The sequence below is a fragment of the Streptococcus sp. 32226D021BW genome (genome assembly GCF_053545015.1).
The window spans coordinates 55,247-80,307 of the sequence record NZ_JBPPVC010000008.1 but is presented as its reverse complement, the minus strand read 5'-3'; the positions used below and the strand labels follow the sequence as shown (position 1 = coordinate 80,307).

The following is a 25,061-nucleotide window of genomic DNA, read 5'->3' as shown; positions in this document are numbered from 1 at the left end:
TTTCACTTTCTACAATAACTTAGCATATTATACCACAATACCTATTTGGTTTCAAGGTGAAGGGTTACTTTTCTTTCTTTTGGACAGTATTTCAAAACCTCGATCTTATCTGGATGGGTCTTGGAATTTTTACTGGTCAGATAATTCTTACTCCCGCATTCTGTACACTGTAAATTGATTTTAACTCTCACGAAACATCCCTTACTTTCAAGTAATTTCTAAAATTGGTCAAGGACCAAAGTAAATTGAACAAGACCAGGCCACTGGATAAGTAAAATACCCCGTCATAGCCCAGTTGAGCAGCCACCGCTGACCCCATCATTGGCCCCACAACAGAACCAAGATTATTAAATAGTTGGTTATAGGAAAAGATTCTGGAAATCCCTTCCTTGGGCGTCAGCTTGGTCAAGAGCGAATTGACTGAAGGCAAGAGGGCTCCAGTCCCAAAGCCATAGAGGAACCGTAAGAGACCCAGCTGAAATGGATTTTGGGCAAAAACACAGAGAACGTTGATTAGCAAGCTGTAAGCCAGAGCCATCAGCAAGAGCCTGTGGTTGCCAATCTTATCCCCCAACTTCCCTAAGGGGCCGGAGGTCACCAAGGAGGCCATACCGGGTAGAGAGATAATAAAACCAGCTACAAAGAGCAGATTATCCGTCTGACCCAAATGCCGTACATAAAGAGTCAAAATCGGCACCACTGCCTGAGCAGCCGCAATGATAATCATGGAAGTTATAAATAGCCCTACCAACATCTGCTTGTCCCTGACCTGACCAAAGACCTCTTGAACAGACATAGCATCACCTTTTTTGACAGGGACAAAATCTTCACGAATATAGAATACTGTCAGTACAACCACCAGAGCATAGAGCAAACCAACCAGCAGAAAGACATTGTGGACACCAAACATCTCTGCCAGAATACCGCCTAGCGTTGGCCCAATCAAGTTTCCCGCTACTGCCCCTGTTGACAAGGTCCCCAGAGCATAGCCTGTTTTGTCCTTGGGCACCTGACTAGCAATCAAGGCCGTCGCATTTGGAATGTAACCTGTAAACATCCCGTTCAAGACCCGCAGGACAATCAGCCAAAAGACATTAGGCACAAAGGCCATACCACCCATAGTAAAAATCATGGCAAAGGCTGCTCGCACCATCATGGGCTTGCGACCGTAGCGGTCTGCCAAACTCCCCCAGATAGGAGCCATAACCGCCGCCGAAAAGGCATTGGCCGACACCGCCAAGCCCGCATAGTATTCTACCTGACCAGCTCCCACTCCCAGCTCCTCCACGAAGACCGAGATAAAGGGCATGACCAGGGTAAAGCTAACTCCCGTCAAAAAGTTACCCAGCCAAGCCACTTTCATATTTCGCTGCCAGTAATGACTACCTTCGTCCATCCTTCATTTCCTCCAAACCTTTGGCCACCTGCATCAAGGTCGCCTCCACTGCTCCGCTATTGTCAATCACAAACTGGGCCTTGCTCCGCTTTTCCTCTAAAGAAAGCTGAGCAGCCAGTCGATTTTCTGCATCTTGAGCTGAATAACCATTGCGCTTCATCAGCCGATCCAACTGCTGCGCTCTATCGACATAAACTAGCCAAACTTCATCTACTTCCCCGCTATAATCCGCCTCGTAGAGCAAAGGAATATCCATGAAAATTACATCCTCAGTCTGCTTGAGCGCATCCCTTCTAGCCAACAATTCTTGCCTGATAATTTGGTCCTGCAAGACAGACAAACGAGCTCGCAACTTGCTATCCGCAAAAACAGCCTGACCCAGCTTGACCCTGTCTAAATTTCCATCTGCCGACAAGATGTCTTGACCAAACTCTTTCAGCAAAACCTGATAGAGCTTGCCACCCTTAGCCTGCAATTCATGAACAACCGCATCCGCATCAATGACTGGATAGCCTTGTTCTCTCAGAAAAGCTGTAACGGTTGATTTTCCAGAGGCGATGCCACCTGTTATTCCGATCACTTTAGCCATTTTTCACCTGACACTGAGGACAGAAATGTGTCCCCCGTCCGCCCAGCTGGATTTTGACAATCTCTGTCTGGCAACGGGGACAGGCCTGCCCTGTCTTTCCGTAAACTTGTAAATAATCCTGCATAGTCCCATCCATGCCCAAGGCATTTTTATAGGTCCGAATGGTTGAGCCGCCTTTTTCGATTCCCAGTTGCAGAACTGCTATGGTGGCTTGACGGAGGTCCGCCACCTGCTCTGCCGACAGCAGGTTACTCGTTTGAGCAGGATGGACGTGGGCCTTGAACAAGACCTCATCGACATAGATATTGCCCAAACCAGCCACTAAAGACTGGTCCAAAAGATGCGACTTAATGGGCTTTTTTGACTTGGCCAACTTAGCAGCAAAGGCTTCTAGGTCAAAATCTGCCTCCGTCGGCTCAGGACCAATTTTTCGACTGAGAAAATAGGCATCCACATCCGCCTTGCCCAGCAGCTCCATGGTCCCAAACTTGCGAACATCTTGGTAGACCAAGGTTGAACCGTCCGTAAAGGTGAAAAAGGCATGAAAGTGCTTGTTGGCAGGCACCTGGTCTGGAAAGAAATTGTACTTGCCCTCCATGCGTAAATGGGAAATGAGGACTTGGTCCGTCAGGTAAATCAAGAGATACTTGCCACGACGGTCCACATCTAAAATCTCCTGACCAAGCAAGTCTTGGCAGAAAGCATCAGCACCAGTCTTAATCATAGGAGCATAGGTTACTTCTACCTTGGAAATAACCTTACCTCTGACTAGCCGATTTAAACCACGACGAACCGTCTCAACCTCAGGCAATTCGGGCAATGTACGATACCAAGAGCGTAAAAAGCGACTGAAAATTAGGAGAGCGACGCTGTGTGGCTTGCACACAAGGAGCTCTATCTATTTTCCGAGCTTTTAGCTCGGGTTCAAGTACGCAAACACTCGTCCTTTCTAACAAAATTACAAAATAAAAGAAAAATAGGAACCTGACCGATGGTGCTTCGGAACCTAGGTCACAGTTGTGATTTTCAAAGAGGCCTAGGCGAATTCAAGACAACGCCTAATCGGCTTTCCTTTCTTAACTAAATTTTTGATAGACATACTTTTATTCACTATTCAAATCTCGAACATAGTGAACGGTTCGGCTAACTTCTCGGAAGCCATGTTTGATATGAAAATTCTGGCTCAGTAGATTATCCAGTTCCGCATCAGATCCTAGTTGGCATATCCCTTGACTTTTAGCCCAATGCTCAGCAAAATTCAACAGTTCTTTCGCAATCCCTTGACTACGGTAATTCGGGCTAATAAAAATCCCTTCTAAATAGGCAACTGGACTCACCTGGCATCCTTCTACATAGTCGTGGCGAAGCGACAAACTAATCCACGCTATCGGCTCCTCACTTTGAGAGTAATACAAAAACTCAAAAGGAAACCAATTATTTGAAAATTTTTCTATCAAAACTTGCTCTTTTGTCTGCCAAACCTGACTTGCAAAAGAAACCCAGATAGAAAGAGTCTGTTCATTAACTGCTCTAATCGTCATAATATCTCACCGTAACGACGGAAAACACCACAAAAGTGGTGCTTCACGCTTGAAATTAATTCATTTCTATTCTGGCGAGACAAGTCACACCAGGCTACCTCGCCCTCTGCTTTTCAAGCTCGGGTTTTCACATGGTCACTTTCGCATTTTTAGGTGACCAGCTGAAACAGTCTATTCCAGACTGTTTCACTCCCCGAACCTTCCTCGCTTTCCCATTTTCAAGCTCGGGTTAAAAACGTCCCCCGGACGTTTTTAATACTCTTTCTCATTATAGCCAAAATCGGCGAGGTCGAGTTTTTTGTCACGCCAGTTTTTCTTGACCTTGACCCAGGTTTCGAGGAAGACCTTGTCACCCAACATCAATTCAATATCACGACGGGCCATGGAGCCGATTTTCTTGAGCATGGCTCCTTGCTTGCCGATGATGATGCCTTTCTGGCTATCACGCTCCACCATAATCGTCGCTCGAATGTGAACCTTGTCGGTAAATTCATCACGTTTCATGGACTCGATGACAACGGCCACAGAGTGCGGAATTTCCTCACGAGTCAGGTGTAGAACCTTCTCCCGAATCATCTCAGATACCAAGAAACGTTCTGGGTGGTCAGTGATCTGATCCGCTGGGAAATATTGGAAACCTTCGTCCAGATTTTCTTTTAGAATTTCCATGAGTCGGTTGACATTGTTCCCTTGGGTAGCAGAAATAGGCACAATTTCCTTGAACTCCATCTGTTGACGGAAATCATCAATCTGTTCCAAAAGCTGTTCTGGATGAACCTTGTCAATCTTGTTGACAACGAGGATAACGGGAACCTTGGCCTGTTTAAGGCGTTCCATAATCATGTCGTCACCCTTGCCTCGTTTTTCATCGGCTGGCACCATAAAGAGGACCGTGTCCACTTCACGAAGGGTACTATAAGCAGACTCCACCATAAAATCGCCCAAAGCCGTCTTTGGCTTGTGAATTCCTGGTGTGTCAATGAAGACAATCTGCTCTTCTTCTGTCGTATAAATGCCCATAATCTTGTTACGGGTTGTTTGAGCCTTGTCGCTCATAATGGCAATTTTTTGCCCCATTACATAGTTGAGAAAGGTTGATTTCCCAACGTTTGGACGACCTAAAATCGCCACAAAACCTGACTTAAATGTCATGTATTCTCCTTATATTCTAAAAAATAAAGTCCCAAATTTTCGGCACAAAGATAATCAAACCTGTCAACAAGGCAAAGCCTGACACAAACAAGACTGCTCCTGCTGCCATATCTTTTGCATTCTTTGCCAACATAGAAAAATGATAGTCAGACGCCAAATCCACCACATTCTCAATAGCAGAATTCACAATTTCAAAAGCGATAACTAGACTAATACTGAGTAAGAGGAAGAGCCATTCTGTCACAGATACTTGGAAAATAAGTCCCGCAAGCACTACAAGAATAGCTGAAGCCAGGTGCTTCTTCATATTGCGTTCTTCCTTGAAAGCCGTCAACAAACCCGTTACTGCAAATTCTAGACTAGCAATCAATTCTCGGTTTTTCCAGCGATTTTTTGAATTATTCTCTTGTAAGTCCATAGGCCGTCAAAATTTCTTCTTGTAAACCAAACATTTCTGCCTCTTCTTCTGGCGTATAGTGATCATAGCCATTGATATGCAGAAAACCATGTACTGCCAAAAAGCCCATTTCGCGCTCGTAGCTATGACCATAATCTTCAGCTTGCTCACGCGCCTTATCGATAGAAATATACAATTCTCCGATATAGGCATCAAAATCTTCCATCATTTCAGCCAATTCTGGATTGTCCAGTAAGTCTTCCTCATCAAAAACAATCTCCGACTCTGGCTTATACTCTAGGCTAACGACATCTGTTGGACGGTCAATTCCTCGATACTCCAAGTTAACCTCATGGACACGCTTATTGTCCACAAAGGTCACAGCCATTTCCTTATTCTGCTTGCCAATTTTTTCGGCAGCAAACTGAAGCAATTCCGTAATCTGCTCCTGCATTTGAGCAGAAACTTGCCCTGTTTCATCTATCATTTCAATATACATAATATTACGTTCCTTTTACAGTACCATTATAACACAAAACCTATCAATGAGGAGTTTTAAGTGGTATAATATCCTCAGAAGCTATCAGAGGAATGAAGATGTTAGAAACAACCAAAAACATAACAGCAATTATTGAATCACATTTGGAACAGATGACAAGGCTCGAAAAACAGATTGCCAGCTACTTTACCCAACTGGACCCTGCCAGTGCTGATTTCAGCCTTGAAAACACCACTCAAACCCTGCATATTTCCCCTTCAGCTCTGACCAGATTTGCTAAAAAATGTGGATTTTCTGGCTACAGGGAATTTGTTTTCGCTTTTCAAAATAACCAGCAGTATTTGGATAAACATTTTGAAAAATTACAACGGAGCCTAACAAAAAAAGTCTTGGTAGACTATGAGGAAATCCTAACCGCCACTAATAATCTGGTAGATGAGGAAAAATTGGAAGAAATTGCCAAGCTCATTGACAGTAGCAAGCGTGTCTATTTCTACGGAATCGGCAGTTCTGGTTTAGTGGCCATGGAAATCAAGTCCCGTTTTATGCGACTGGGAGTCGTTTGTGATGCTATTACAGATAAAAACAACCTCATTTGGACAACCAATATCCTAGATCAGACCTGCTTGGTTATCGGTCTTTCTCTGTCTGGTCAGACAGAAGAGGTCATGGAGCATCTCCACCTGGCTGCTCAAAAGGGGATTCCTACCGCCCTGTTAACAACTAAGAGTTTTTCCCATCCGACTTTTGACCAAGTCATTCCAGTCGCCTCTGTCCGACACCTTAATTATGGCAACCGTATTTCCCCTCAAATTCCCCTCCTCATCATGCTTGATGTTATCTACGCCTATTTTTTGTCCATCGACAAGGACAGAAAAGAAAGTATTTTCAAACAAACCATCAAGGAATAAGCAGAAAAGGCACTACTGTATTTCAAGTAGTGCCTTTAATTAGTTAGCCGAAAAACGTGTCCCGATTAAATAATCATAGACATAGTCATTAACCTTTACATGCATGGCATCGTGGGCATATTCTGGTAAGATTTTCATTTCTTTTTCAACTTCCAGTCGATTGTAGATGGCAAATTGGGTTGATGGAGGACAAACGCCATCTTCTAAGCCCGTCACCAAAGCTACCGGGCATGAAATCAAGTGAGCCAGATTTTTTACATCAATATAGGATAGGGTTCGAAGAACCTCCTCTTCCCTTTCATGAAACGGATCTGAAAATTTGAAATAACGAAACAATTCGTCGTAGGCTTCACTGTTGTTGCCAAGTTCCAAGACCCGTTTAAAGTCAGATAGGAATGGATAGATGGCTACCGTTTTACTGATGTGGGGACTGAGAGCAGCAGCTACTAAAGCCAAGGCTCCTCCCTGTGAGGCACCGTAAGATACCAGGCGCTTCTGGTCAACAAAGTCCAAGCTGGCAATAATCTCAATCAGCTGATAGACATCCAGATAGACATCCTTATAAAACAAGTGGTCTGGTCCTTGAAGCATCCCTCGAATAACCTGCCCCTTAACAGTTATCCCATCAAATTGCCCCAAATCCTGAGAACGCCCCGCCTGACCACGGACATCCATAGCTACTACCCCATAACCAGCTGCTAAAAATTTCAAGTTCTCCGACCAATCTGGACCCTGACCCTGGTAACCATGAAAATAAAAGAGGACAGGAACTGGTTTGTCAGACTTGGGAAAGAGGCACTTGGCAAAAACCTTGGAGCCATTTGTACCCGTAAAGGTCAGTTCGTAGCAAGCTACATGAGGCAAGCCACATGCTTTTTCAAGTAATACATGGTCTGCTAGACCTGTCAGCTGATTTTTTTCATTCTGCCAGAAAGCATCAAAATCTGCAGGGACTTCCTGCCGACCACGATAGGTCAGCATATCCTGCAAGGTCATATTATCAATCATCATTCAACCTCTCTACAACTAGAAAAAAGACGGAAAGCTTCCAAATCTAAAGGAGAAGAGAAAGGGAAGGAAGCTCTCCATCTTATCGTATATTATAGTAGCCTCTGCTTCTGTTGGAAGTGATAGAAGGCTCCCAGCATACCAGCAGCATTCTCATGCTCTGCAAAGGCCAGCTTGGTCTTGTCTGCTAGACTTGAAACCAGGTTTGCCTTCAGAGCTGCTTGGATTTTCTCATAAAGATAATCTTTTTGCGCCATAATACCACCGCCAAGAATAACCACTTCTGGGTTGGCTACATAGCAGATATTGGCAATACCTTGACCAAGATAGTTGACCATTCGGTCAATGGCAGCAATACAGTGAGCATCTCCCGCCTTGGCTTCCTGGAAAATCTTATAGCCGTTCCAGTCTGCTGGATCCTGAGCATGTAAACGAGCCACCTCTTGGACAAGAGCCGTCGTTGAAGCCAGGTCTTGGAAAGCCCCATCTGAAAGGTGAAGATAGCCGACCTCACAGGCTGAATTACTAAAGCCATGGAAGATTTGACCGTCCACTAGCAAGCAACCACCGATACCCGTACCAATGGTCAAACAAATGGAAATCTGACTGCCCTGACCAGCACCTGAAATACCTTCTGCTAGGCCCGCACAATTCACATCATTTTCAATCTCGCAAGGAAGACCAAAAGCTGTTTCAATTTCAGACTTAAACTGGGTACCAGCATAGTTTGGAATTTGTGGTCCTGAGTAGAAAATCTCTCCCTTGTCAGGGTCAACCATCCCAGCTGATGAAATAGCTACACCTGAAAGGGGGGCTTGGGCATGAAAATCTTCCACAAGTTTTTTGACTGTCGCTAGGATATGGGGGCCGCCCTTGTAGGCTTCCGTATCCATCTTGTAACTTTCTAGGACCTGACCTGCTTCATCCAGACGACCATATTTAATCTGAGTTCCGCCAATATCAATAGCAAGATAGGTTTTCATAGACACCTCCTAGGCACCAAATCTTTCCTTAGCATCGCGAATGAGTTGGGCTGCTTCTTGAGCAATGACCAAGTCTGCTTCCGTCAAGGCTGTCAGAGGTTCACGAACAGAACCAATATCCAAGCCATCATTGATACGGATGACTTCCTTGATGACAGCGTACATATGACCATGACCGGATACCAGTTTACCAATAATAGTATTGATAGTCGCCTGCAATTGACGGGCTGTTTCCAAGTCCTTGTCCGCAATCAATTGGTTCAAACGCAGGAAGAGTTCTGGCATAGCACCATAGGTACCCCCAATTCCACCCTTAGCGCCCATGAGGCGACCACCTAAGAATTGCTCATCTGGACCATTGAATACCACATAGTCCTCGCCACCAAGGGTTACAAAAGTATCAATATCCTGAACTGGCATAGAGGAATTTTTCACACCGACCACGCGTGGATTTTTCAGCATTTCCTTATACAGACTTGGTGTCAAGGAAACACCAGCCAGTTGCGGAATATTGTAGATAATGAAATCAGTGTTTGGTGCAGCTGCACTAATACCGTTCCAGTAAGCAGCGATACTGTACTCTGGCAAACGGAAGTAAATAGGTGGGATGGCCGCAATAGCATCAACACCCAATTCTTCCGAATGACGAGCTAGCTCCACACTGTCCTTCAAATTGTTGCAGGCCACATGGTTGATGATGGTCAATTTGCCCTTGGCAACTTCCATGACCGCTTCAAGAATTTGCTTGCGGTCTTCTACACTTTGGTAAATACATTCACCAGACGAACCATTGACATATAGCCCTTGAACACCCTTGTCAATGAAATACTGAACCAGGGCTTTTACACGTTCTGAACTAATCTCACCAACCTCGTCATAACAAGCATAGAAGGCTGGGATAATTCCATGATATTTCGATAAATCTTTCATTCTAATTCCTTTTTAACTGTTTTTATTCTTGACCCAAATTCTCTAATGAATAGAAAGGATAGGCCCGCATAGGCAAAAAATAGTAGACAAACCAGACCGATCAAAAATGTCAGGTCTGAATAAAAGAGGATAGTAGCTACAAGTAGAAAGACCAGACCAACCATAGCGGTCAAGGACAACATATTCCCCAGGCATAAAATTCCTTTTAGGAATAAGTCTTTCAACTGCAAATCAAATCGACTGGCTAACGGGTAGATATAGACCCAAAGTAGCTGACTAAAGAGCAGGATGGCAATACAGCTTGCACGAAAACTATCAAATACCAGACCAGCCTGTCCCCAAATCAGATAAAGATCCAAGAGGCAAAATGTCGTTAGCCCAATTTCTACCAGCGACAAGACCAAGCCCTGTTTCCACTGGCGACCAAAATGACCCCAGTAGGTCGACCAGACCTTGACTTTCCCCACTTCATTCATGTCCCATAAACTCGCTTGGAGGGCTAGTTTGGCAATTCCCAAGGTAAAAAGAGGAAGACTTGCCAAAACAGTTAAGCCATTTAAGAGCATGAGATCAAAGAGTTTCTCTACCAGTTGCCATGCTGGATGATTGGCATCAAACAAGGACTGAACCAGTGTTCTACCACCCTTTCCTTTCATTTACACCTTCCCCTTTCTATTTTAGTTGAGAACTAATCGTCTAGTAAGACTTTAATGACAAACTTGCGGACAGTCTTTTGTCCACCTGCCCATTGGTTTGGCTGATGAACCTCACCAGGCAGGAAAATAGCAAAGTAATTCCCATCAAGTAGGCAATCCACCCATTTTTCACTCGGAACAAAACCGATATCACTTGCTGGATCAAAACCAGTATCTTCTCCAACCAGACGACAACCGTAAGAAATTTGTTCCTGTCCGCTGATAACAAAATGGATATCTGCGTAGGAACGATGGTATTCAAATTCCTCCTTGAACTCTTCAGATAGAGTATTTTCCTGAAGGAAATAATAGACAGCCTGACCAGCGATTTCATACCTACCTAGGTCCTGCTCGCGAAAATCACCCTTTTCCAGAACAGCCAAGGCAAGATCCAAGTTGGGATGTAGTCCCTTATATTGTGAACAATTGTCAATATGATCATAAATCATGTATCTTTCTCCACCAACTATCCGAATTCTTAGCCTTTAACCGCTCCCATGGTGATACCTTGAGTAAAGGATTTTTGGAAGACAAGGAAGACAGTAACGATTGGTACTGCAGCCATAGCAGCTCCCGCCATGATAACACCATAGTTGGTTGCCATTTCAGCCTGCATGGTCGCAACACCTAGCGAAATGGTCAAATTCTGACGAGAAGTCAGCATCACCAACTGCATGAAATAGTCATTCCAAGAGTTGATGAAGGTAAAGATAGCCAAGGCTGCAAAACCTGGTTTGACAATCGGAAAGGCAACATTCCAGAAGGTTGACAGCTCTCCACAACCATCAATCTTAGCAGATTCCAAGAGCTCTGTTGGAATATTTTCAGAGAATTGTTTCATCAAGAAAACACCGAATGGCCAGCCAACTAGCGGCAGAATCACCGCTGCTAAGGTATCATGAATACCCATAAAGTTGATAATCCGTACTAGAGGCACAAGGACAACCTGTTTAGGTAAAGCCATGGCTGCAATAAAGATTGAGAACAAAATCCGCTGTCCATAGAACCGTTTCTTAGCCAAGACATAACCCGCTAGAGAGGATGTTGAACAAACCAAAATCATGGTCGCCAAGGAAATAAAGACTGAGTTCCATAGCCACTGTAAGGCTGGGTTTTGGACTGTCAATTTAGTAAAGTTTTCCATGGTTGGCTGGGTTGGCCACCACTGAGGCGGAATCACAATGGTATGAGGTTGTGACTTAAATGCACCTGTCATAATCCAATAGAAAGGGAAAATGAAAAGGATGGTCAACAAGAGCAAGATGATCGTTGAAATAACACCAAAGGGTGTAATGGTTTTCTTTTTCATAAATTCCTCCTTTCTAGTATTCCACATCGTTACCCAAAATCTTGAATTGAGCAAAGGAAATCAGTGCAATCATAACTGCCAGGAAAACACCCATGGTGTTTGCATATCCATACTCAGACAACTTGAAGGCTTTTTCGTACAAGTAGTACATGAGGGTGGACGTTGAATAGTTAGGTCCACCTGAGGTCAAGAGCTGAATAAGGGCAAAACACTGGAAGGAGTTAATGGTTGTAATAACTGCGATGTAAAGAGTGGTTGGTAAGAGGCTTGGCCATTTGATTTGCCAGAAAACTTGATGTTCGTTGGCACCGTCCACACGCGCAGCTTCTACCAAGGAATTGTCAATATTTCCAAGAGCTGCAATGTAAAGAATAATTGGCTGACCAACTGAAGTTGTTAAGAGGATAATGATGATGGCTAACAAGGCCCACTGCTTATCCCCTAACCAACTGATGTTTTGTTCAATTAGGCCACCAGATTTCAAAACGAAGTTCAAAATACCTGATAGCGGATCATAAATCCATTTCCAAACAACCGTAACAGCAACCGATCCCGTTACAACAGGTAGGAAGAAAACTGCACGGTAGAAAGAACGTGCGATGACATTCTTTTCATAGGTCTGTGAAGCGACAAATACTGAAAAGAAAACAACAACTGGCACTGAGCCAACCACGATAATCAATGTGTTAATCAGAGATTTGATAAAGATCGGATCATTAAACATCCGTACATAGTTATCAAGTCCAACAAAGGTGAAATCTGTCATGGTATAGTTAAAGAAACTGGTGACAAATCCCATAATCATTGGAGCGAGTACAAAAATGGTGAAGAAAATGAGAATAGGAGCCAAGAAGGTATAGGATACAATGGTTTCCCGCATTCTAATCTTATTTATCTGCACTTAAAACACCTCCATTCAATTTGAAATTATTCTTTATGAAAATCAAAATACCTACTGAAAATATTTTTTTGATTTTCACAAAGCATGAAAGGAAGAGCTCCCTTTCCATATCTTTGTAGTAACTGACAGAGAAAAGGAGCCTCATTCAATTCATTTATTTAATCGTTGCGTTTGCTTGTTCAGTGAATTCTTTCAAAGCTGGTTCTGCTTCTTTTTCGCCATTTGACACAGCTTGAAGCATTGGGAACCAAAGAGTTCTCATTTCAGCAAATCCATCAATAGTGTTGTAGTATGGTGAGTAGTAGCCAGTCCACTTGTCAATCATAGCCATGCGTTCGTCATCATAGAGAGCACCAAATGAAGTACGAACTGGGAAGGCACCTGTACGAACAACGTTCTTAGGACCCCACTCTTTATCATCTGCGATGAACTGGATGAATTTCTTAGACGCTGCTACACGTGCTTCGTCGCCATTGTTGAAGACTGCAAAGCCGTTTACAAGGTATTCAAGAGCTGCTTTACCATCTTCAGATGGGAATGGTACTTCAAGAACTTCTACTTTAGATGCTTCTAGCAATTGTCCTTGGATACCATTTTGAGCAGGACCCCAAAGGATAGTGTAAGATGTTTGACCGTTTGCAAAGTTTTGAATATCATCGCCACCTGCGTATTGAGAGCCGTTCATCATGTAGCCGTCTTTAATCCAGCCAGCTGCCTTATCCAAGGCTTTGATCATTTGCTCTGAATCAGTTGTATACTTAGTTACGCCTTCGTCTGTGATGCTACCGCTGTAAAGGTTTGCCAAGAAGGCACGAGTACCTTGGTCACCACCTTGACCGTTAGAGAAGAGGGAACCTGGGTTGTAGCCTTTGTCTTTCAAAGCCTTGATAACTTTTTCAAAGTCGTCTGTAGTCCAGCCATCTTTGACAAGATCAAGCACACCTGCGTCTTCTAACATGGCTTTGTTGAAGGCCATATAGAATGGAGCAGAGCTGAGTGGGTACATGTAGGCAGTATCACCAGCCTTAGAGGCTTGAATGATGTTATCGTTGTTCACATCTTTGACAAATTCATCTGTGAAGAGATCATTCAACTCAGCCAATTTACCATTTTTTCCGTAGGTAATGATACGACCTGGTGCATCGAAGAGAACGTCTGGAGCAGTACCTGCTTCGATAGCAGTCGTGATTTTTTCTGGACCAGATGTAAAGTCAATGGTTTCCAGTTTGACAGTGATGTCTGGGTTAGCTTCCTCAAAAGCAGCAATAATTTTTTGCTCATAGGTACCAACACCGTCTTCTGTATTCTCTTGTGTGAATACTGGGAAGGCCCACCAAGTGATTTCTGTCTTACCAGAAGCACTTGATTCAGCTGTTTTTTCAGCAGTTGTATTACTGCTACCACCACTACATGCTGCGAGTGACAAAACTGCCACACCAGCTAACAATGAATGTATGATTTTTTTCATCATTCTTCTCCTTTATTTTTTTGCTTCCCCAGATGGGGTTATTAGACTATGTAACTATTTTTTCAGAGCCCGGATAAACCGCTCCGCTATTTCCTTAGGACGGGTAATGGCTCCGCCAACGACGATACCTGCCACACCTAAATCGTGAATGGTTCTAGCTTGATCTGGATAGTGGATTTTTCCTTCTGCGATGACATCAATCCCAGCACGGCAAAGTCGGTCAACCAACTCAATATCCGGTCCATCTTCTTGTCGGCTATAGGATGTATAGCCCGAAAGGGTCGTGCCAACAAAATCAATACCTGCCTCGTAGGCTGTCACACCTTCTTCATAGGTGGAAATATCTGCCATGAAGAGTTGATGTGGATATTTTTCCTTGATTTGTTTGATGAAATCAACGATGTCCAGACCATCATAACGCTCACGTTTGGTGCAATCCAGGGCAATAACTGCAATGTCTAGCTCAGCTAGCTCGTCCACCTCTCTCATCGTTGCCGTAATGAAAGGCTCCTGAGGAGGGTAATCTCTCTTGATAATTCCGATAATAGGTAAATCGGTTACTTCCTTGATTTCTTTAATATCTCGAACACTGTTTGCTCGAATACCTACAGCACCCGCTTCCTGGGCTGCCTTGACCAATAGAGGAATAACTCCGCCTTCTTCACTATATAAAGGCTCACCTGGTAAAGCTTGACAGGAAATAATAATGCCATCTTTAATTTGTTCTTTTAAGGCTTCTTTGCTGATGGTAGCCATTCATTTCTCCTTTCTATTACCGGATCCGAGTTAGCGCTTACATTATTATTATACAATATATTGACATCTTTTCAACAAACTTTTACATTTAAATTTTAATTTCTGTCTGAATAAAGAAAAGGGGATTTTTTGAAACTACTTTCTATTTTCTAACTTTTTTATAAAAATAGTTTCACTTGCTAAAATTGAAAAACCAGCCGGCTAGTTCGACTGGTTTTCAAATTCTATTCTTCATCTTTCAAAGCATAGGGCTGCAGTTCAGGATTGATTGGGGTGTTAATCAGGTTATTGGCATAATTACAGAGGGTCGCAAGGCTAACTCCCAGTACAACATCCAAAGCATTCTCTGCGGTATAGCCTGCTTGGAAAAATTCTTCTTGCAACTGGTCGCCTACTTTACCTTTTTCTTGGATGACTGCCAGAGTAAAACGAGCCAATGTATCCAATTTCGCATCTGCCTCAATAGGTGTCCCCTGACGAAGAGCCTGCAAAATCTCATCTGGCATCTTGATTTGTTTGATTGAAATGGCCGTATGACCAGCTACACAGAAGCCGCAACCATTAGCAACCGCTGCTGTAATTTATACTACTTCGCGTTCAGTCGGTGTCAGACTATTGCGACGGTTAATGCCTCCTACAGTTTGATAGGTTTCCAAGGCTGTTGGAGAGTTTGCTAAAAGTCCAATTAAATTAGGAATATAGCCCCCGTTATTTTTCTTGACCGTTTCCAAATTTTCTTTCAAATCAGGTCTAACAGTTTCCAAGGTATGAATAGTGAAAAAATCTTGTGTCATAGGATACTCCATTTCATGCTTTTTTTACATCAAGTCATCAATCCTGACTTCCATGATATAGCACTATCCTATCATACCTCTAAAAGGTTTGCTAATATATTTTAACTATCATTCCAATAAAGAAAAACTATAATTTATTGTTTCCTAAACCCTAGATTGAATGTCATGCATCTGGGCATAGACACCGCCCAAGGCAAGCAGCTCCTCATGTTTGCCACGTTCGATGATGCAACCTTGGTCCAAGACCAATATCTGATCTGCATTTTGAATGGTAGAGAGGCGGTGGGCGATGATAAAGGTGGTCCGCCCTTCCTTGACCACTTCCATAGCGTGCTGGATAATTTCTTCCGTTTCCGTATCGATGTGAGAAGTCGCCTCATCCAAAATCAAGATTTTGGGATTGGAGTAAAGGGTGCGGGCAAAAGCAATTAGCTGGCGTTCCCCACTAGAGAAGGTTGACCCCTTTTCAAATACTGGTTCATCGATACCTTGTTCCAAGCGAGCAAGCATGGGTCCTGCCCCAACTTTTTCCAGGGCCTCTATGACTGCCTGTCTATCCATCTTCTCCTTATCCATAGCCACGTTGCTAGCGATGGTCCCAGTGAAGAGATAGGGATCCTGAAGGACAATCCCCATGTGACTGCGCAGACTCTCACGAGAATATTCACGGATGTTTTTCCCATCAATCAAAACCCGTCCCTCCTGAGGATCATAGAAACGGTAGAGAAGGTTCATAATGGAGGACTTGCCTGATCCTGTGTGCCCCACCAGAGCAATGGTTTCTCCCTTGTCAGCCTGAATGGAGATATCCTTGAGAATAGGCTTGCCAACTTCGTAGGCAAAGGTCACTTGGTCAAAGACCACCTGGCCGTCTGTCATCGCCAATTCAGCACTACTATCGGGCTCCGTTTCTTCTTCCAGCAAGCCCATCAACCTCTTACCTGTTTCAATCGACCGAAGGAGATTGGGAAACTGCTTGACCAAGGCACCAAGGGACACAAAAATCCCTTCAATATAATCAATATAGACAAATAATTTACCCGGTGACAAGCTCGATTGACCTTGTAAAAATTGATAGCCAATAATGGTTAAAATCCCTGTCAAAACTAAAAATTTCAAAAACTCCAACAAGGTCCATGTCGAGCTGGATTGGGCCCAGATAATCTGGTTATCTGCACGGCGCATCTTATCTGCTGTCGCTTCAAACTCAGCTAGCACTCTCTCTTCCTGTCCATAGAGCTGGATCAAACTGGCACCATTCATGGTTTCATTGACCTGAGTATTGACCTCGCTTCGCGCATCGTAAAAATCCTTCATAGGCTTATCGGTCAACTTTTTATAGATAAATTGAATACCGATAAAGACTGGAATTAGTAGCAAGAGAGCAAAACCTAGACTAGGATTGATATAGAAAACAATCCCGTAGGTAAGAAGTAAGCGAACAAAACTATTAAAGACATTGACCAAGGTACCGTAAAACTGATTGCGCAAGGTTTCAGTATCGTTAACAATACGAGTGGCAATCTTTCCGGCAGGTTTGTCATCAAAATAAGAAATAGGCAGGCGCTGCATAACATCATAGGCCTGGTTGCGCAAATACTCTGCTATCCTATTGGCAGAGTGCATCAAAATCCGCATGGAAAGGTAATAACCAAGTGCACCCAAGAAAATCATGGCCACATATTGACTTGCCATCTGCAAGAAAAGGGATTCTTGGAAGGGTTGGCCTTCACTCAAGGCCCGTAAAGGTCCATCGATGGCTTTTTGAATAATAAGTGGGGCAAAACGCAAGAGGCTAGAAGCTGCTAAGTAACAGACTACAGCAAACGTAAAGAGCCACTTAACGCGACCAATTTGTTTCAATAAAAATCCTAAAACCTTCATTATTCTCCTCCTTCCTGACTTTGTTGGCGCTGGTATTGTTCATAGTACCAACCTTCTTGAGCTAGCAGGTCTGCCGGTCGTCCTTCTTCTACAATGCGACCTTCATCCAAGACTAGCACCCAGTCCGCATGGTTAACAGCAGACAGGCGGTGGGTCACAATGACATTGGTCTTGCCTGCACGTTCTTTCTGGATATTTTGGATAATCTGACCTTCTGTTCGAGCATCAACTGCTGACAGGGAATCATCTAAAATGAGCAAGTCTGGCTCTCGTAAAAAGGCACGCGCAATAGAAATCCGTTGTTTCTGACCACCAGAAATAGACACACCCCGCTCGCCAATCATGGTGTCCAGTCCATGACTCATCCGCTCCAAGTCCTGGCTAAAGGCTGCGGTTGCGATAGCCGCTTCAATTTCTTCCAAACTACTGTCACGCTTACCAAAGGCAATATTTTCCCCAACTGATTTTGAAAAGAGAATGTGTTCTTGGGGAACATAGCCGATTTTACGTTCTAGGCTAGAGCGTTTGAAGTCAAGGACAGACTGATGATTAACAAGAAATTCACCCTGACCTACTGGATACTGACGTAACAATTGTCTAACTAAGCTAGTCTTACCAGAACCCGTTTTCCCAACAATCCCGACTGTCTGACCGGCTTTCAAGGTCCAGTTAATCTCCTGCAAACTCGGACGGTCCGACTGAGGATAGCTAAAGCTGTAGTTCTTGAAAGAAATATTATCCAGCTCGGCGATTTCTACCGAGCCATCCACTTCCAAGTCATCACCTGTTTCAATCAGCTCCTGCAGTTTTTCAAATGAAGTTTTACCAGTCTGGTAAACCAGTATGAAATCCGCCAGGGTCCAGAAAGGCTCTAGGAGGGAACTGACATAGAGTTGGAGGGCGATGACCTGCCCCAGGCTGAGCTGACCAGACTTGACTGCCCCTGCTCCAAGCACCAAGACCAAGATAGTCGACAGACCCAGACCGACCGTAGCCAAGGGGTTATAAAGGGATTGTAGGGAGGTAATCCGGTCTCCACCATCCGCCAATTCCTTGGTTCGCTCCTGAAACTGAGCCTTTTGAGCTGCCTTTTTGCTATAGGCGCGGGTTACACGAATACCCTCGACAACTTCCAAAACCTCATTATTGAGCTGTGCAACTGCCTCACGGTTGGCATCAATAGCCAAATCCTGCTTACGACCAATGAAAAAGAAAGCAACTGCCATAAAAATCATCGGTAAAATAGCAAGGAAGGAAATCTTCCAGTCAATCAAAAGCATGGTAGGAATGATAAATGCTAACATACCCCCGGAATAGACCACAATCATGAGCCCGTATCCGACCATCTCCATCAGGCCATCAACATCCGTAGAAAAGCGGGTAATGACATCCCCAGATCGAAATTTTTCATAAAAAGGTGTCCGCATGGTCACCATCTTTTTAAAGGCTCGTTGTTGCATATCAAATTTGAAATTGACCGAGGCCTGAAAAAGCTTAAGATGCCAGATAAAGCCCATCCCATAATTGAGAAAGGTCACCAAAAGCAAGAGGACCATCTCTTGAACTAAAATCCGCTCAGTCAAGCCATTCTTGGTCAAAATATCCACCATCCGCTGAATGATTTGTGTAGGTATCAAGAGGGTGATATCGTAAATAATCAAGGTCACAACAACCACCAAGTAGAGCCACTTGTGTTGCTTGACGTAATCAAAAATCAATTTAAACATATTTCTCCTTTAAGTTAAAACTATTCCTTTCTAAGCACAAAAAAGCCTAGGTGTCTATCACTCCACCCAGGCATACCTCAGTCCACAAAAATAGACCAACCCTCGAATAGCCCTGAAAAGCCCACCTGACCATGATAAGACATGCTTGACTTTCCCACTATTCCAGAGTAGGGCCACGAAAACTTCAAAAGTCTTTCAATGAGCCCTGTTTTCCTGCTTAGAAAGGAGTGTATGATAAAAAATAGCTTGCTGAAATACAAGTTCCTTGTTCATTTAATTTACTCCTTTCTTTTTTCTAAGCCCTATTCTAACATAATAAACTGACAAGTCAAGATTTTTTTGATATCAGGGGAGAATTTGGGGCAGACATAACAAAAACCCTTGTGTTTCAAGGGTTTTTCAGCTTATTTATGCTAGTTGCCGGGATTGAACCGGCGACCTCATCCTTACCATGGATGCGCTCTACCGACTGAGCTAAACCAGCAGTACCTTATTAGTTTACCATATTTTACCTATTTGTCAACACTTATTTTAAAAAGTATCCCTCAATCCTGGAAGTTCTTCCTAGCTTTTAGTTAACAACACTACAGATGACCCGCGCCCACTAATAAAATATTCCTATAACTGCATAAGCAAGGAAGAAATGGATTTCCCTTCTCACCACTCGCACTCGTAATGACAAAAAAATATGGTCCGTCACTAGAACAAGTGCGGACCTTTTAATATCATTAAATTTTCAAATAACGGTTCATGGAAATAACTGAACCAAGCGAACCGATGAGGATACCAATGACAAATAGGGCACCAACCATACTTGGAATAAAAATATCCAAACTAATCAAGGACAAGTCTTGGCTAGCAAGACTAGCATTGACAGAATTATAAAACATCTGATACAAGAAATAGACCAAGGCAGATGGTAAAATAGCGCCAAGCAACCCTACCCAAGCACCTTCCCAAAGGAAAGGACCACGGATATAGCTATTTTTTGCACCAACCAATCGCATAATCTGAATTTCACGACTACGAGAAATGATGGTAATACGAATGGTATTAGAAATCAAGAATATAGCTGTAAACAAGAGCAATCCTGTCGCTGCAAGTCCCCACGTTCGTACTAAGGATGCCAACTTAAAGATTCGCTCGGTTTCTACCTCACCATCACGAACTTCCGTAACCCCATCAATTTTTGCAACTTCCGCCGCAACTGATTTTACGTACTGGGGATCAGTCGTATCAATGATATAGGCATCGTAAAGCGGGTTTGCATCTCCCTGAAATAAATTCCAAGTTTCACCAAGTGTATCAGTCAGCTTTTTCAACTGTTCATCCTTACTTGAATATGTAACAGATTGAACATTTGGCAGGGCTGTGATTTGGTTGTAAACTTTGTTGAAATCAGGGTTGGCTACTGTTTCACCTGCATCGTTTACAATCGTTTCTGCCTGATCTGTCGAATTGGCCCTCAAGTAAACATTAATACGAACATTGTGTTCCAAATCAGAAGCAAGCTTAGCGGTATTTAAAATTACAGATGTAAACAAACCAACCATAGCCAATGTAATCGTTACTGATGAAATAGCAGCGATTGTCATCCAACCATTTCGCTTCAAACTCTTGAGCGACTCAATAAAATGTCTAAAAAATCGTCTAATCATCGTATCCATACTCTCCTTGTTCTTCATCCCGTACCACTCGACCGTCTTCGATCGCAATAACGCGGTGGCGGAGGGTATTTACTATCTGGCTATTGTGGGTCGCCATCAAAACAGTTGTACCCTGTAAATTGATACGCTCTAAGAGGTTCATGATTTCCCAAGAGTTCTCTGGGTCCAAGTTACCAGTTGGCTCATCAGCAATCAATACCTTAGGATTGTTAACAATAGCACGGGCAATGGCGATACGTTGCTGCTCACCACCAGAAAGTTCATTTGGAAAAGAGCGAATCTTGTGCTTCAAACCAACTAAATCTAAAACTTCCATAACACGTTTTTTAATATTGCGTGGTTTTTCGCCGATAACTTCCATAGCATAGGCAATATTTTCATACACAGTCTTTTTCGGCAAGAGTTTATAATCTTGGAAGACCACTCCTACACTCCGACGTAGAAGAGGAACATCCCTTTTCTTAATTTTAGCCAGGTCAAACTTCCCAACTATCAAACTACCCTTATCAAGCTTTTCTTCACGGTATAACAGTTTGATAAAGGTTGACTTACCAGCACCCGAAGGTCCTACGATATAGGCAAATTCGCCAGCTTCAACAGATATAGACACTCCTCTAAGAGCAGTTGTCCCGTTCCCGTATTTTTTGGAAACATCTTTCATTTCAATAATTTTCATAAGATATTCTGTGCTAGACAGACCTTTCTTTAGATTTTAGCTAATTCGCCATTTTAAGTAAGCATCGATAAATCCGTCCAAATCCCCATCCATGACCTTATCTACCTGAGCCACTTCATGACCAGTACGATGGTCTTTTACCATTGTATAAGGTGTAAAGACATAAGAACGAATCTGACTTCCCCAAGTGATTTCTTTCTTGTCACCCTTGAGTGAGTCAACTTCTGCCGCTTTCTTCTCCTGCTCCAATTGATACAATTTAGCTTGCAAGAGTTTCATAGCTCGATCACGGTTACCATATTGGGTACGGTCAACGGTTGACTGAGTCACAATACCTGTCGGAATGTGCGTCAATCGAACACCCGTTGAAACCTTGTTGACGTTCTGTCCACCAGCACCTCCTGAACGGAAGGTATCCATCTTGACCTCATCATCTCTGATTTCAATCTCAATGGTATCGTCCAACTCAGGCATGACTTCTACAGATGTAAAGGAAGTATGACGACGTTTTGCTGAGTCAAATGGTGAGATACGCACCAAGCGATGAACACCCATTTCAGACTTGAGCAAGCCATAAGCATTTGGACCTGTAAAGCTTAGAGTCACGGACTTAATGCCAGCCTCATCTCCAGCTTGATAATCCAAAGTTTCTACTGTAAATCCTTTGGCATTCCCAAAACGCTGATACATCCGAAGGAGCATTTCTCCCCAGTCCTGAGCCTCTGTACCACCCGAACCTGGATGAATTTCCAAGATGGCATTATTGTGGTCATAAGGTTCTGACAAGAGCAAGGTCATTTCATAGGCAGTCATGGATTTGTCCAATTCTGCTAACTTTTCAACCAACTCATCCCGAACAGACTCGTCTTCTGCCAGGAAATCCAAAAGTATTTCAGATTCATCATATAAATCCAACATCTGATGGAAATTTCCATAAGTATTTTTTAATTCATTTAATTCTTGGGAAGTCTTTTGTGCCGCCAAATTATCATTCCAGAAATCTGGCTCCGTCATCTTATTCTCAAGAATGGCAATCTCTTCTTCCAGACCTTCTAAGTCAAAGAGACCCCCTAAAAGAAGTTAATTTTTTGCCAAGTTCTTCTATCTTTTGGCGAATTTCTGCTGTATCCATATACACCTCATTTTTTTATTTATCTTTGTATTATATCACATTTGCAGGCTATTTACCATGTTGAGAAATGCTCTCTGCTCCGCTAGGACATCCTCGTTATCCGATTTGATGCTCGCAATAAAGTCTACTATCTCCTCATTAGGCTGTTTGACCAATTGCCCCAAGGCCCAGATAGCCGTCGCCATGTGGACCGGATTTTGTTTTTTATCGATGATTTCTAAGAGTTTGGGAATGGCAGAGCGGTCATTGCTATTGGCTAAGGCAATGATGGCATTGCGTTGGAGAATATTTTTCCCCCGCCAAGAACCAGCAATCATACCAAATTTTTCCTTGAACTGCCCATTGGACAAGTCCAAGAATGGAATCAGCTCAGGCTCAGCCAAATCAGGGTCGATCTCCACCACTGGAGGACTGGAAATTCCCTTGTTATAAGGACAACAAATCTGGCAAATATCACAACCATAGATGACCGTCTTGATTTTCTTACGAAACTCCAAGTCCATCATACCCTTATCCTGTGTCTGAAAAGATAGACAGCGACGGGCGTTCATGGTCGTATCCCCTAACAAACAAGACGTCGGACAAGCTGCAACACAGCGATTGCAATCGCCACAGTCATAATCCACAGGCTGGTCCGGTTCAATTTCTAGGTTGGTCACCAACTCACCCAAAAACATATAGGAACCAAATTCCTTAGAAATGACCAGCCCATTCTTACCGATAAAGCCAATTCCAGCTCTTCTGGCAACAGCAGTATCCACCAAGGCTCCTGTATCCACCATGGCCTTATATTCCAAACCATCCATCAACTGCTCAATCCCACGAGCCAAACGTTCTAGCTTGTCCTGTATGACATAGTGGTAGTCCAAGCCCCAGGAATTCGGCGTTATTTTACCTCGTTTGAACTGAGTTTTCTGCGGTTTGACAGGTAAGTGACGAGGATAGGCTACCGCAATAGAAATAATGGTCTTGGCAGATGATAAAGACAGTTTAGGACGAATACGTTCTTCGATATTCTTATGTTCAAAGCCTGACGAACGCCCTTCTTCCTGACTAGCACGAAGTGATTTCTCCAAATAATCGAAATCATCCGCTGTGGTAAAGCCAATCTTGGAAATTCCTATTTCCTGAGATAATTTAATAATCTCTTCTTTGATATTCATTACATTCATTTTAGCAAAAAGATAATAGCTTTGGCAAGATTTACACAAAGAAATAAGTTGTTAACATAACAAATAAAGTGAATAATAGGCAAAAAACATTCATCCGAGCATAGGCCTTCTCATGCCAAATACTTGTCAATACATACATGATATTAATGCCGATTGCTCCTCCAAATCCATTTGCCAGAAGATCCGTTATGTCTGCAACACCAAGCAAAAGAGTGTATTGAGCGACTTCAAAAACCAAGCTAAGCAGCATGATGACAAATAGATTAACAATCCAGGAAGCCTTGCGAAATAAGATTTCCATGTAAATTCCAAAAGGAATGAAACTAATAATATTAAAGAAAATTTCTGGAAAGTTCAAAACTCCATTATAAACGGCTGTCCCTGCCAGAGGGATTAGATTGAACTGGGCTAAATCATACCGACCATACAAGATAGACATATCCATCTTAAAGACAATCATCCAGGTCAGTAAAAGGAGGTAGCTTAAGAATAAAAGAATACTCATTATTCTAGTCTGCATAAAAACTCCTCCTTTCCAGCATATTTTATCATTATATCACAAATAGGAACATGAAAAATGTCACTTTTGTGACAATACACAGGTCTTGTTACAAGTAGTTTACAAGGAGAGTGAAAAAAGAAGTTTTTTTGAAAACCTCCTCCCTCATTCTATTTGGAAAATGTTCGATTACCATACTGAAAGGCTTTGAATTGTTGGATTTGAGCCATGAGCCGTTGGTAATTGGCCTCCTTACAAGCCTTCATAATCAAAAAACAGTCAATGAATTTCCACACATATAAGCCCATAAATAATAAAATGCCTATTAAGATAAATAGCGTTACAAAAGAAATACCAAAGGTAATTAACTTGGCCGAGCCCATCCGCTTGTCCCCAATATAAAACCGGTCTATGCCAAACTCACCAAAAAAGATAGCTAAGATAAGGGCAATCACTGGCTGGCGCATTTCCACCATCATCAGCGCATTCAAAGCTCCCTCGTCCAAATCCTCTAGTTCTTTCTGAAGCAGAATTAACTTATCAGATGGTAAATAACTACTCTTACTAAACACATAATTTTGTAAATAATTCATATAAATCCCTCACTCACAGAAATTATAGCAGTTTCTTATTCTTCAAGCAAGCGTGTAGGGAAAAACAGCGGCGGAAATCGTTTACATTTTATATTTTTTTGCTATAATGAAACTAGATTACAAGGAGGTTCTTATGAGAGTTATTATTCATTATCCAAAACCTATCAAGCAAGTATCCTCCCAAAGACTTCCACTCCTGGTAGATGGAAAAATTGCTGGGACAATTACTCAAGTAAAAATTTTAAGCCTATCAATTACACAACCATCTGTTACACTAAGCGTTCGAGGGGATAAAAAGTCAGCCATTCAAGTTAAAGAAGGCGATAGAGTCTAAATAATATAGTCGAATGAATTAGCTTTCAGACAAGGAACTGAGGCGCAG

27 protein-coding genes, 1 tRNA gene and 1 pseudogene are annotated in these 25,061 nt (G+C 42.8%); 2 read left to right on the top strand and 27 right to left on the bottom strand.

Features of this window, described 5'->3' with window-relative positions; genetic code table 11:
* Nucleotides 1-41: 41 nt before the first annotated feature.
* The 8 genes from rpmG to ybeY form a co-directional block, all read right to left on the bottom strand.
* A complete protein-coding gene (gene rpmG / locus ACEE44_RS06655; RefSeq protein WP_222330293.1) occupies nucleotides 42-191 on the bottom strand; it encodes a 50S ribosomal protein L33 in 150 nt (49 codons plus the stop codon).
* The gene (locus ACEE44_RS06650) at nucleotides 188-1,396 is read right to left on the bottom strand and encodes a multidrug efflux MFS transporter (protein ID WP_222330295.1); all 1,209 of its coding nucleotides are present in this window, start codon (nucleotides 1,394-1,396) and stop codon (nucleotides 188-190) included. Before ACEE44_RS06650 ends, rpmG begins: the two co-directional genes overlap by 4 nt.
* Nucleotides 1,383-1,985, bottom strand: coding sequence for a dephospho-CoA kinase (coaE, locus tag ACEE44_RS06645; RefSeq protein ID WP_222330297.1), 603 nt, complete (start codon nucleotides 1,983-1,985; stop codon nucleotides 1,383-1,385). Before coaE ends, ACEE44_RS06650 begins: the two co-directional genes overlap by 14 nt.
* Complete coding sequence (gene mutM / locus ACEE44_RS06640; RefSeq protein ID WP_222330299.1) at nucleotides 1,978-2,805, bottom strand: DNA-formamidopyrimidine glycosylase; 828 nt, start codon at nucleotides 2,803-2,805, stop codon at nucleotides 1,978-1,980. The genes coaE and mutM overlap by 8 nt, the downstream gene beginning before the upstream one ends.
* A 283-nt stretch (nucleotides 2,806-3,088) precedes the next feature.
* Complete coding sequence (locus tag ACEE44_RS06635) at nucleotides 3,089-3,526, bottom strand: GNAT family N-acetyltransferase (RefSeq protein WP_449171695.1); 438 nt, start codon at nucleotides 3,524-3,526, stop codon at nucleotides 3,089-3,091.
* A gap of 252 nt (nucleotides 3,527-3,778) precedes the next feature.
* Nucleotides 3,779-4,678 (bottom strand): GTPase Era, encoded by a 900-nt coding sequence (gene era, locus ACEE44_RS06630; RefSeq protein ID WP_248045359.1) that lies wholly within the window; start codon nucleotides 4,676-4,678, stop codon nucleotides 3,779-3,781.
* A gap of 16 nt (nucleotides 4,679-4,694) precedes the next feature.
* Nucleotides 4,695-5,096 (bottom strand): diacylglycerol kinase family protein, encoded by a 402-nt coding sequence (locus ACEE44_RS06625; RefSeq protein WP_002935751.1) that lies wholly within the window; start codon nucleotides 5,094-5,096, stop codon nucleotides 4,695-4,697.
* Nucleotides 5,077-5,574: an rRNA maturation RNase YbeY gene (gene ybeY, locus ACEE44_RS06620; RefSeq protein ID WP_002935749.1), complete on the bottom strand. Its 498-nt coding sequence runs from the start codon at nucleotides 5,572-5,574 to the stop codon at nucleotides 5,077-5,079. Before ybeY ends, ACEE44_RS06625 begins: the two co-directional genes overlap by 20 nt.
* 98 nt (nucleotides 5,575-5,672) lie before the next feature.
* Between ybeY and ACEE44_RS06615 the strand changes: the two genes are divergently transcribed.
* Nucleotides 5,673-6,485 (top strand): MurR/RpiR family transcriptional regulator, encoded by an 813-nt coding sequence (locus tag ACEE44_RS06615; RefSeq protein WP_449171694.1) that lies wholly within the window; start codon nucleotides 5,673-5,675, stop codon nucleotides 6,483-6,485.
* A 39-nt stretch (nucleotides 6,486-6,524) separates the two neighbouring features.
* On the opposite strand, the gene ACEE44_RS06610 is transcribed toward ACEE44_RS06615, so the two are convergent.
* From ACEE44_RS06610 to ACEE44_RS06520, 19 genes and pseudogenes are all read right to left on the bottom strand, one after another.
* Complete coding sequence (locus ACEE44_RS06610) at nucleotides 6,525-7,493, bottom strand: alpha/beta fold hydrolase (protein WP_449171713.1); 969 nt, start codon at nucleotides 7,491-7,493, stop codon at nucleotides 6,525-6,527.
* Between the two features lie 92 nt (nucleotides 7,494-7,585).
* The gene (locus ACEE44_RS06605) at nucleotides 7,586-8,476 is read right to left on the bottom strand and encodes an ROK family protein (RefSeq protein WP_449171693.1); all 891 of its coding nucleotides are present in this window, start codon (nucleotides 8,474-8,476) and stop codon (nucleotides 7,586-7,588) included.
* A gap of 9 nt (nucleotides 8,477-8,485) precedes the next feature.
* Nucleotides 8,486-9,406, bottom strand: coding sequence for a dihydrodipicolinate synthase family protein (locus ACEE44_RS06600; RefSeq protein ID WP_449171692.1), 921 nt, complete (start codon nucleotides 9,404-9,406; stop codon nucleotides 8,486-8,488).
* Nucleotides 9,403-10,062 carry a DUF624 domain-containing protein gene (locus ACEE44_RS06595; protein ID WP_449171691.1) on the bottom strand — a complete coding sequence of 220 codons (660 nt, stop codon included), beginning with the start codon at nucleotides 10,060-10,062 and terminating at the stop codon, nucleotides 9,403-9,405. The genes ACEE44_RS06600 and ACEE44_RS06595 overlap by 4 nt, the downstream gene beginning before the upstream one ends.
* Before the next feature lie 32 nt (nucleotides 10,063-10,094).
* Complete coding sequence (locus ACEE44_RS06590) at nucleotides 10,095-10,550, bottom strand: YhcH/YjgK/YiaL family protein (protein WP_024418985.1); 456 nt, start codon at nucleotides 10,548-10,550, stop codon at nucleotides 10,095-10,097.
* Between the two features lie 29 nt (nucleotides 10,551-10,579).
* Complete coding sequence (locus ACEE44_RS06585; protein WP_024378605.1) at nucleotides 10,580-11,410, bottom strand: carbohydrate ABC transporter permease; 831 nt, start codon at nucleotides 11,408-11,410, stop codon at nucleotides 10,580-10,582.
* A gap of 13 nt (nucleotides 11,411-11,423) precedes the next feature.
* Nucleotides 11,424-12,311, bottom strand: coding sequence for a carbohydrate ABC transporter permease (locus ACEE44_RS06580; RefSeq protein ID WP_024380549.1), 888 nt, complete (start codon nucleotides 12,309-12,311; stop codon nucleotides 11,424-11,426).
* A 154-nt stretch (nucleotides 12,312-12,465) separates the two neighbouring features.
* Entirely contained in the window at nucleotides 12,466-13,779 is a 1,314-nt protein-coding gene (locus ACEE44_RS06575) for an ABC transporter substrate-binding protein (RefSeq protein ID WP_222330307.1), read from the bottom strand.
* A 54-nt stretch (nucleotides 13,780-13,833) separates the two neighbouring features.
* On the bottom strand, nucleotides 13,834-14,535 hold the full coding sequence (locus ACEE44_RS06570; RefSeq protein WP_449171690.1) for an N-acetylmannosamine-6-phosphate 2-epimerase: 702 nt from the start codon (nucleotides 14,533-14,535) through the stop codon (nucleotides 13,834-13,836).
* 224 nt (nucleotides 14,536-14,759) lie between these two features.
* Nucleotides 14,760-15,329 (bottom strand): annotated as a pseudogene (locus ACEE44_RS06565) (carboxymuconolactone decarboxylase family protein).
* 144 nt (nucleotides 15,330-15,473) lie between these two features.
* Nucleotides 15,474-17,213 (bottom strand): ABC transporter ATP-binding protein, encoded by a 1,740-nt coding sequence (locus tag ACEE44_RS06560; protein ID WP_449171689.1) that lies wholly within the window; start codon nucleotides 17,211-17,213, stop codon nucleotides 15,474-15,476.
* Complete coding sequence (locus ACEE44_RS06555) at nucleotides 17,213-18,940, bottom strand: ABC transporter ATP-binding protein (RefSeq protein ID WP_449171688.1); 1,728 nt, start codon at nucleotides 18,938-18,940, stop codon at nucleotides 17,213-17,215. The genes ACEE44_RS06560 and ACEE44_RS06555 overlap by 1 nt, the downstream gene beginning before the upstream one ends.
* A gap of 411 nt (nucleotides 18,941-19,351) precedes the next feature.
* Nucleotides 19,352-19,424: transfer RNA gene (locus tag ACEE44_RS06550), tRNA-Thr, on the bottom strand.
* Nucleotides 19,425-19,668: 244 nt separating this feature from the next.
* Nucleotides 19,669-20,598, bottom strand: coding sequence for a permease-like cell division protein FtsX (gene ftsX / locus ACEE44_RS06545; RefSeq protein WP_449171687.1), 930 nt, complete (start codon nucleotides 20,596-20,598; stop codon nucleotides 19,669-19,671).
* On the bottom strand, nucleotides 20,591-21,283 hold the full coding sequence (gene ftsE / locus ACEE44_RS06540; RefSeq protein WP_105144727.1) for a cell division ATP-binding protein FtsE: 693 nt from the start codon (nucleotides 21,281-21,283) through the stop codon (nucleotides 20,591-20,593). The genes ftsX and ftsE overlap by 8 nt, the downstream gene beginning before the upstream one ends.
* Nucleotides 21,284-21,319: 36 nt before the next feature.
* Nucleotides 21,320-22,415, bottom strand: a protein-coding gene (gene prfB / locus ACEE44_RS06535) for a peptide chain release factor 2 (protein WP_105108366.1) whose coding sequence is annotated in 2 segments (ribosomal slippage) — nucleotides 21,320-22,342 and nucleotides 22,344-22,415 — 1,095 coding nt in all. Because the reading frame shifts where the segments join, the coding sequence is not laid out codon by codon here.
* A 35-nt stretch (nucleotides 22,416-22,450) separates the two neighbouring features.
* Complete coding sequence (gene queG, locus ACEE44_RS06530) at nucleotides 22,451-23,578, bottom strand: tRNA epoxyqueuosine(34) reductase QueG (protein WP_449171686.1); 1,128 nt, start codon at nucleotides 23,576-23,578, stop codon at nucleotides 22,451-22,453.
* Nucleotides 23,579-23,618: 40 nt separating this feature from the next.
* Nucleotides 23,619-24,107, bottom strand: coding sequence for a VanZ family protein (locus ACEE44_RS06525; protein WP_449171685.1), 489 nt, complete (start codon nucleotides 24,105-24,107; stop codon nucleotides 23,619-23,621).
* Nucleotides 24,108-24,256: 149 nt separating this feature from the next.
* Nucleotides 24,257-24,679 (bottom strand): TM2 domain-containing protein, encoded by a 423-nt coding sequence (locus ACEE44_RS06520; RefSeq protein ID WP_449171684.1) that lies wholly within the window; start codon nucleotides 24,677-24,679, stop codon nucleotides 24,257-24,259.
* 133 nt (nucleotides 24,680-24,812) lie between these two features.
* Between ACEE44_RS06520 and ACEE44_RS06515 the strand changes: the two genes are divergently transcribed.
* Nucleotides 24,813-25,013, top strand: coding sequence for a hypothetical protein (locus ACEE44_RS06515; RefSeq protein WP_172101709.1), 201 nt, complete (start codon nucleotides 24,813-24,815; stop codon nucleotides 25,011-25,013).
* The last annotated feature ends 48 nt before the right edge of the window (nucleotides 25,014-25,061 follow it).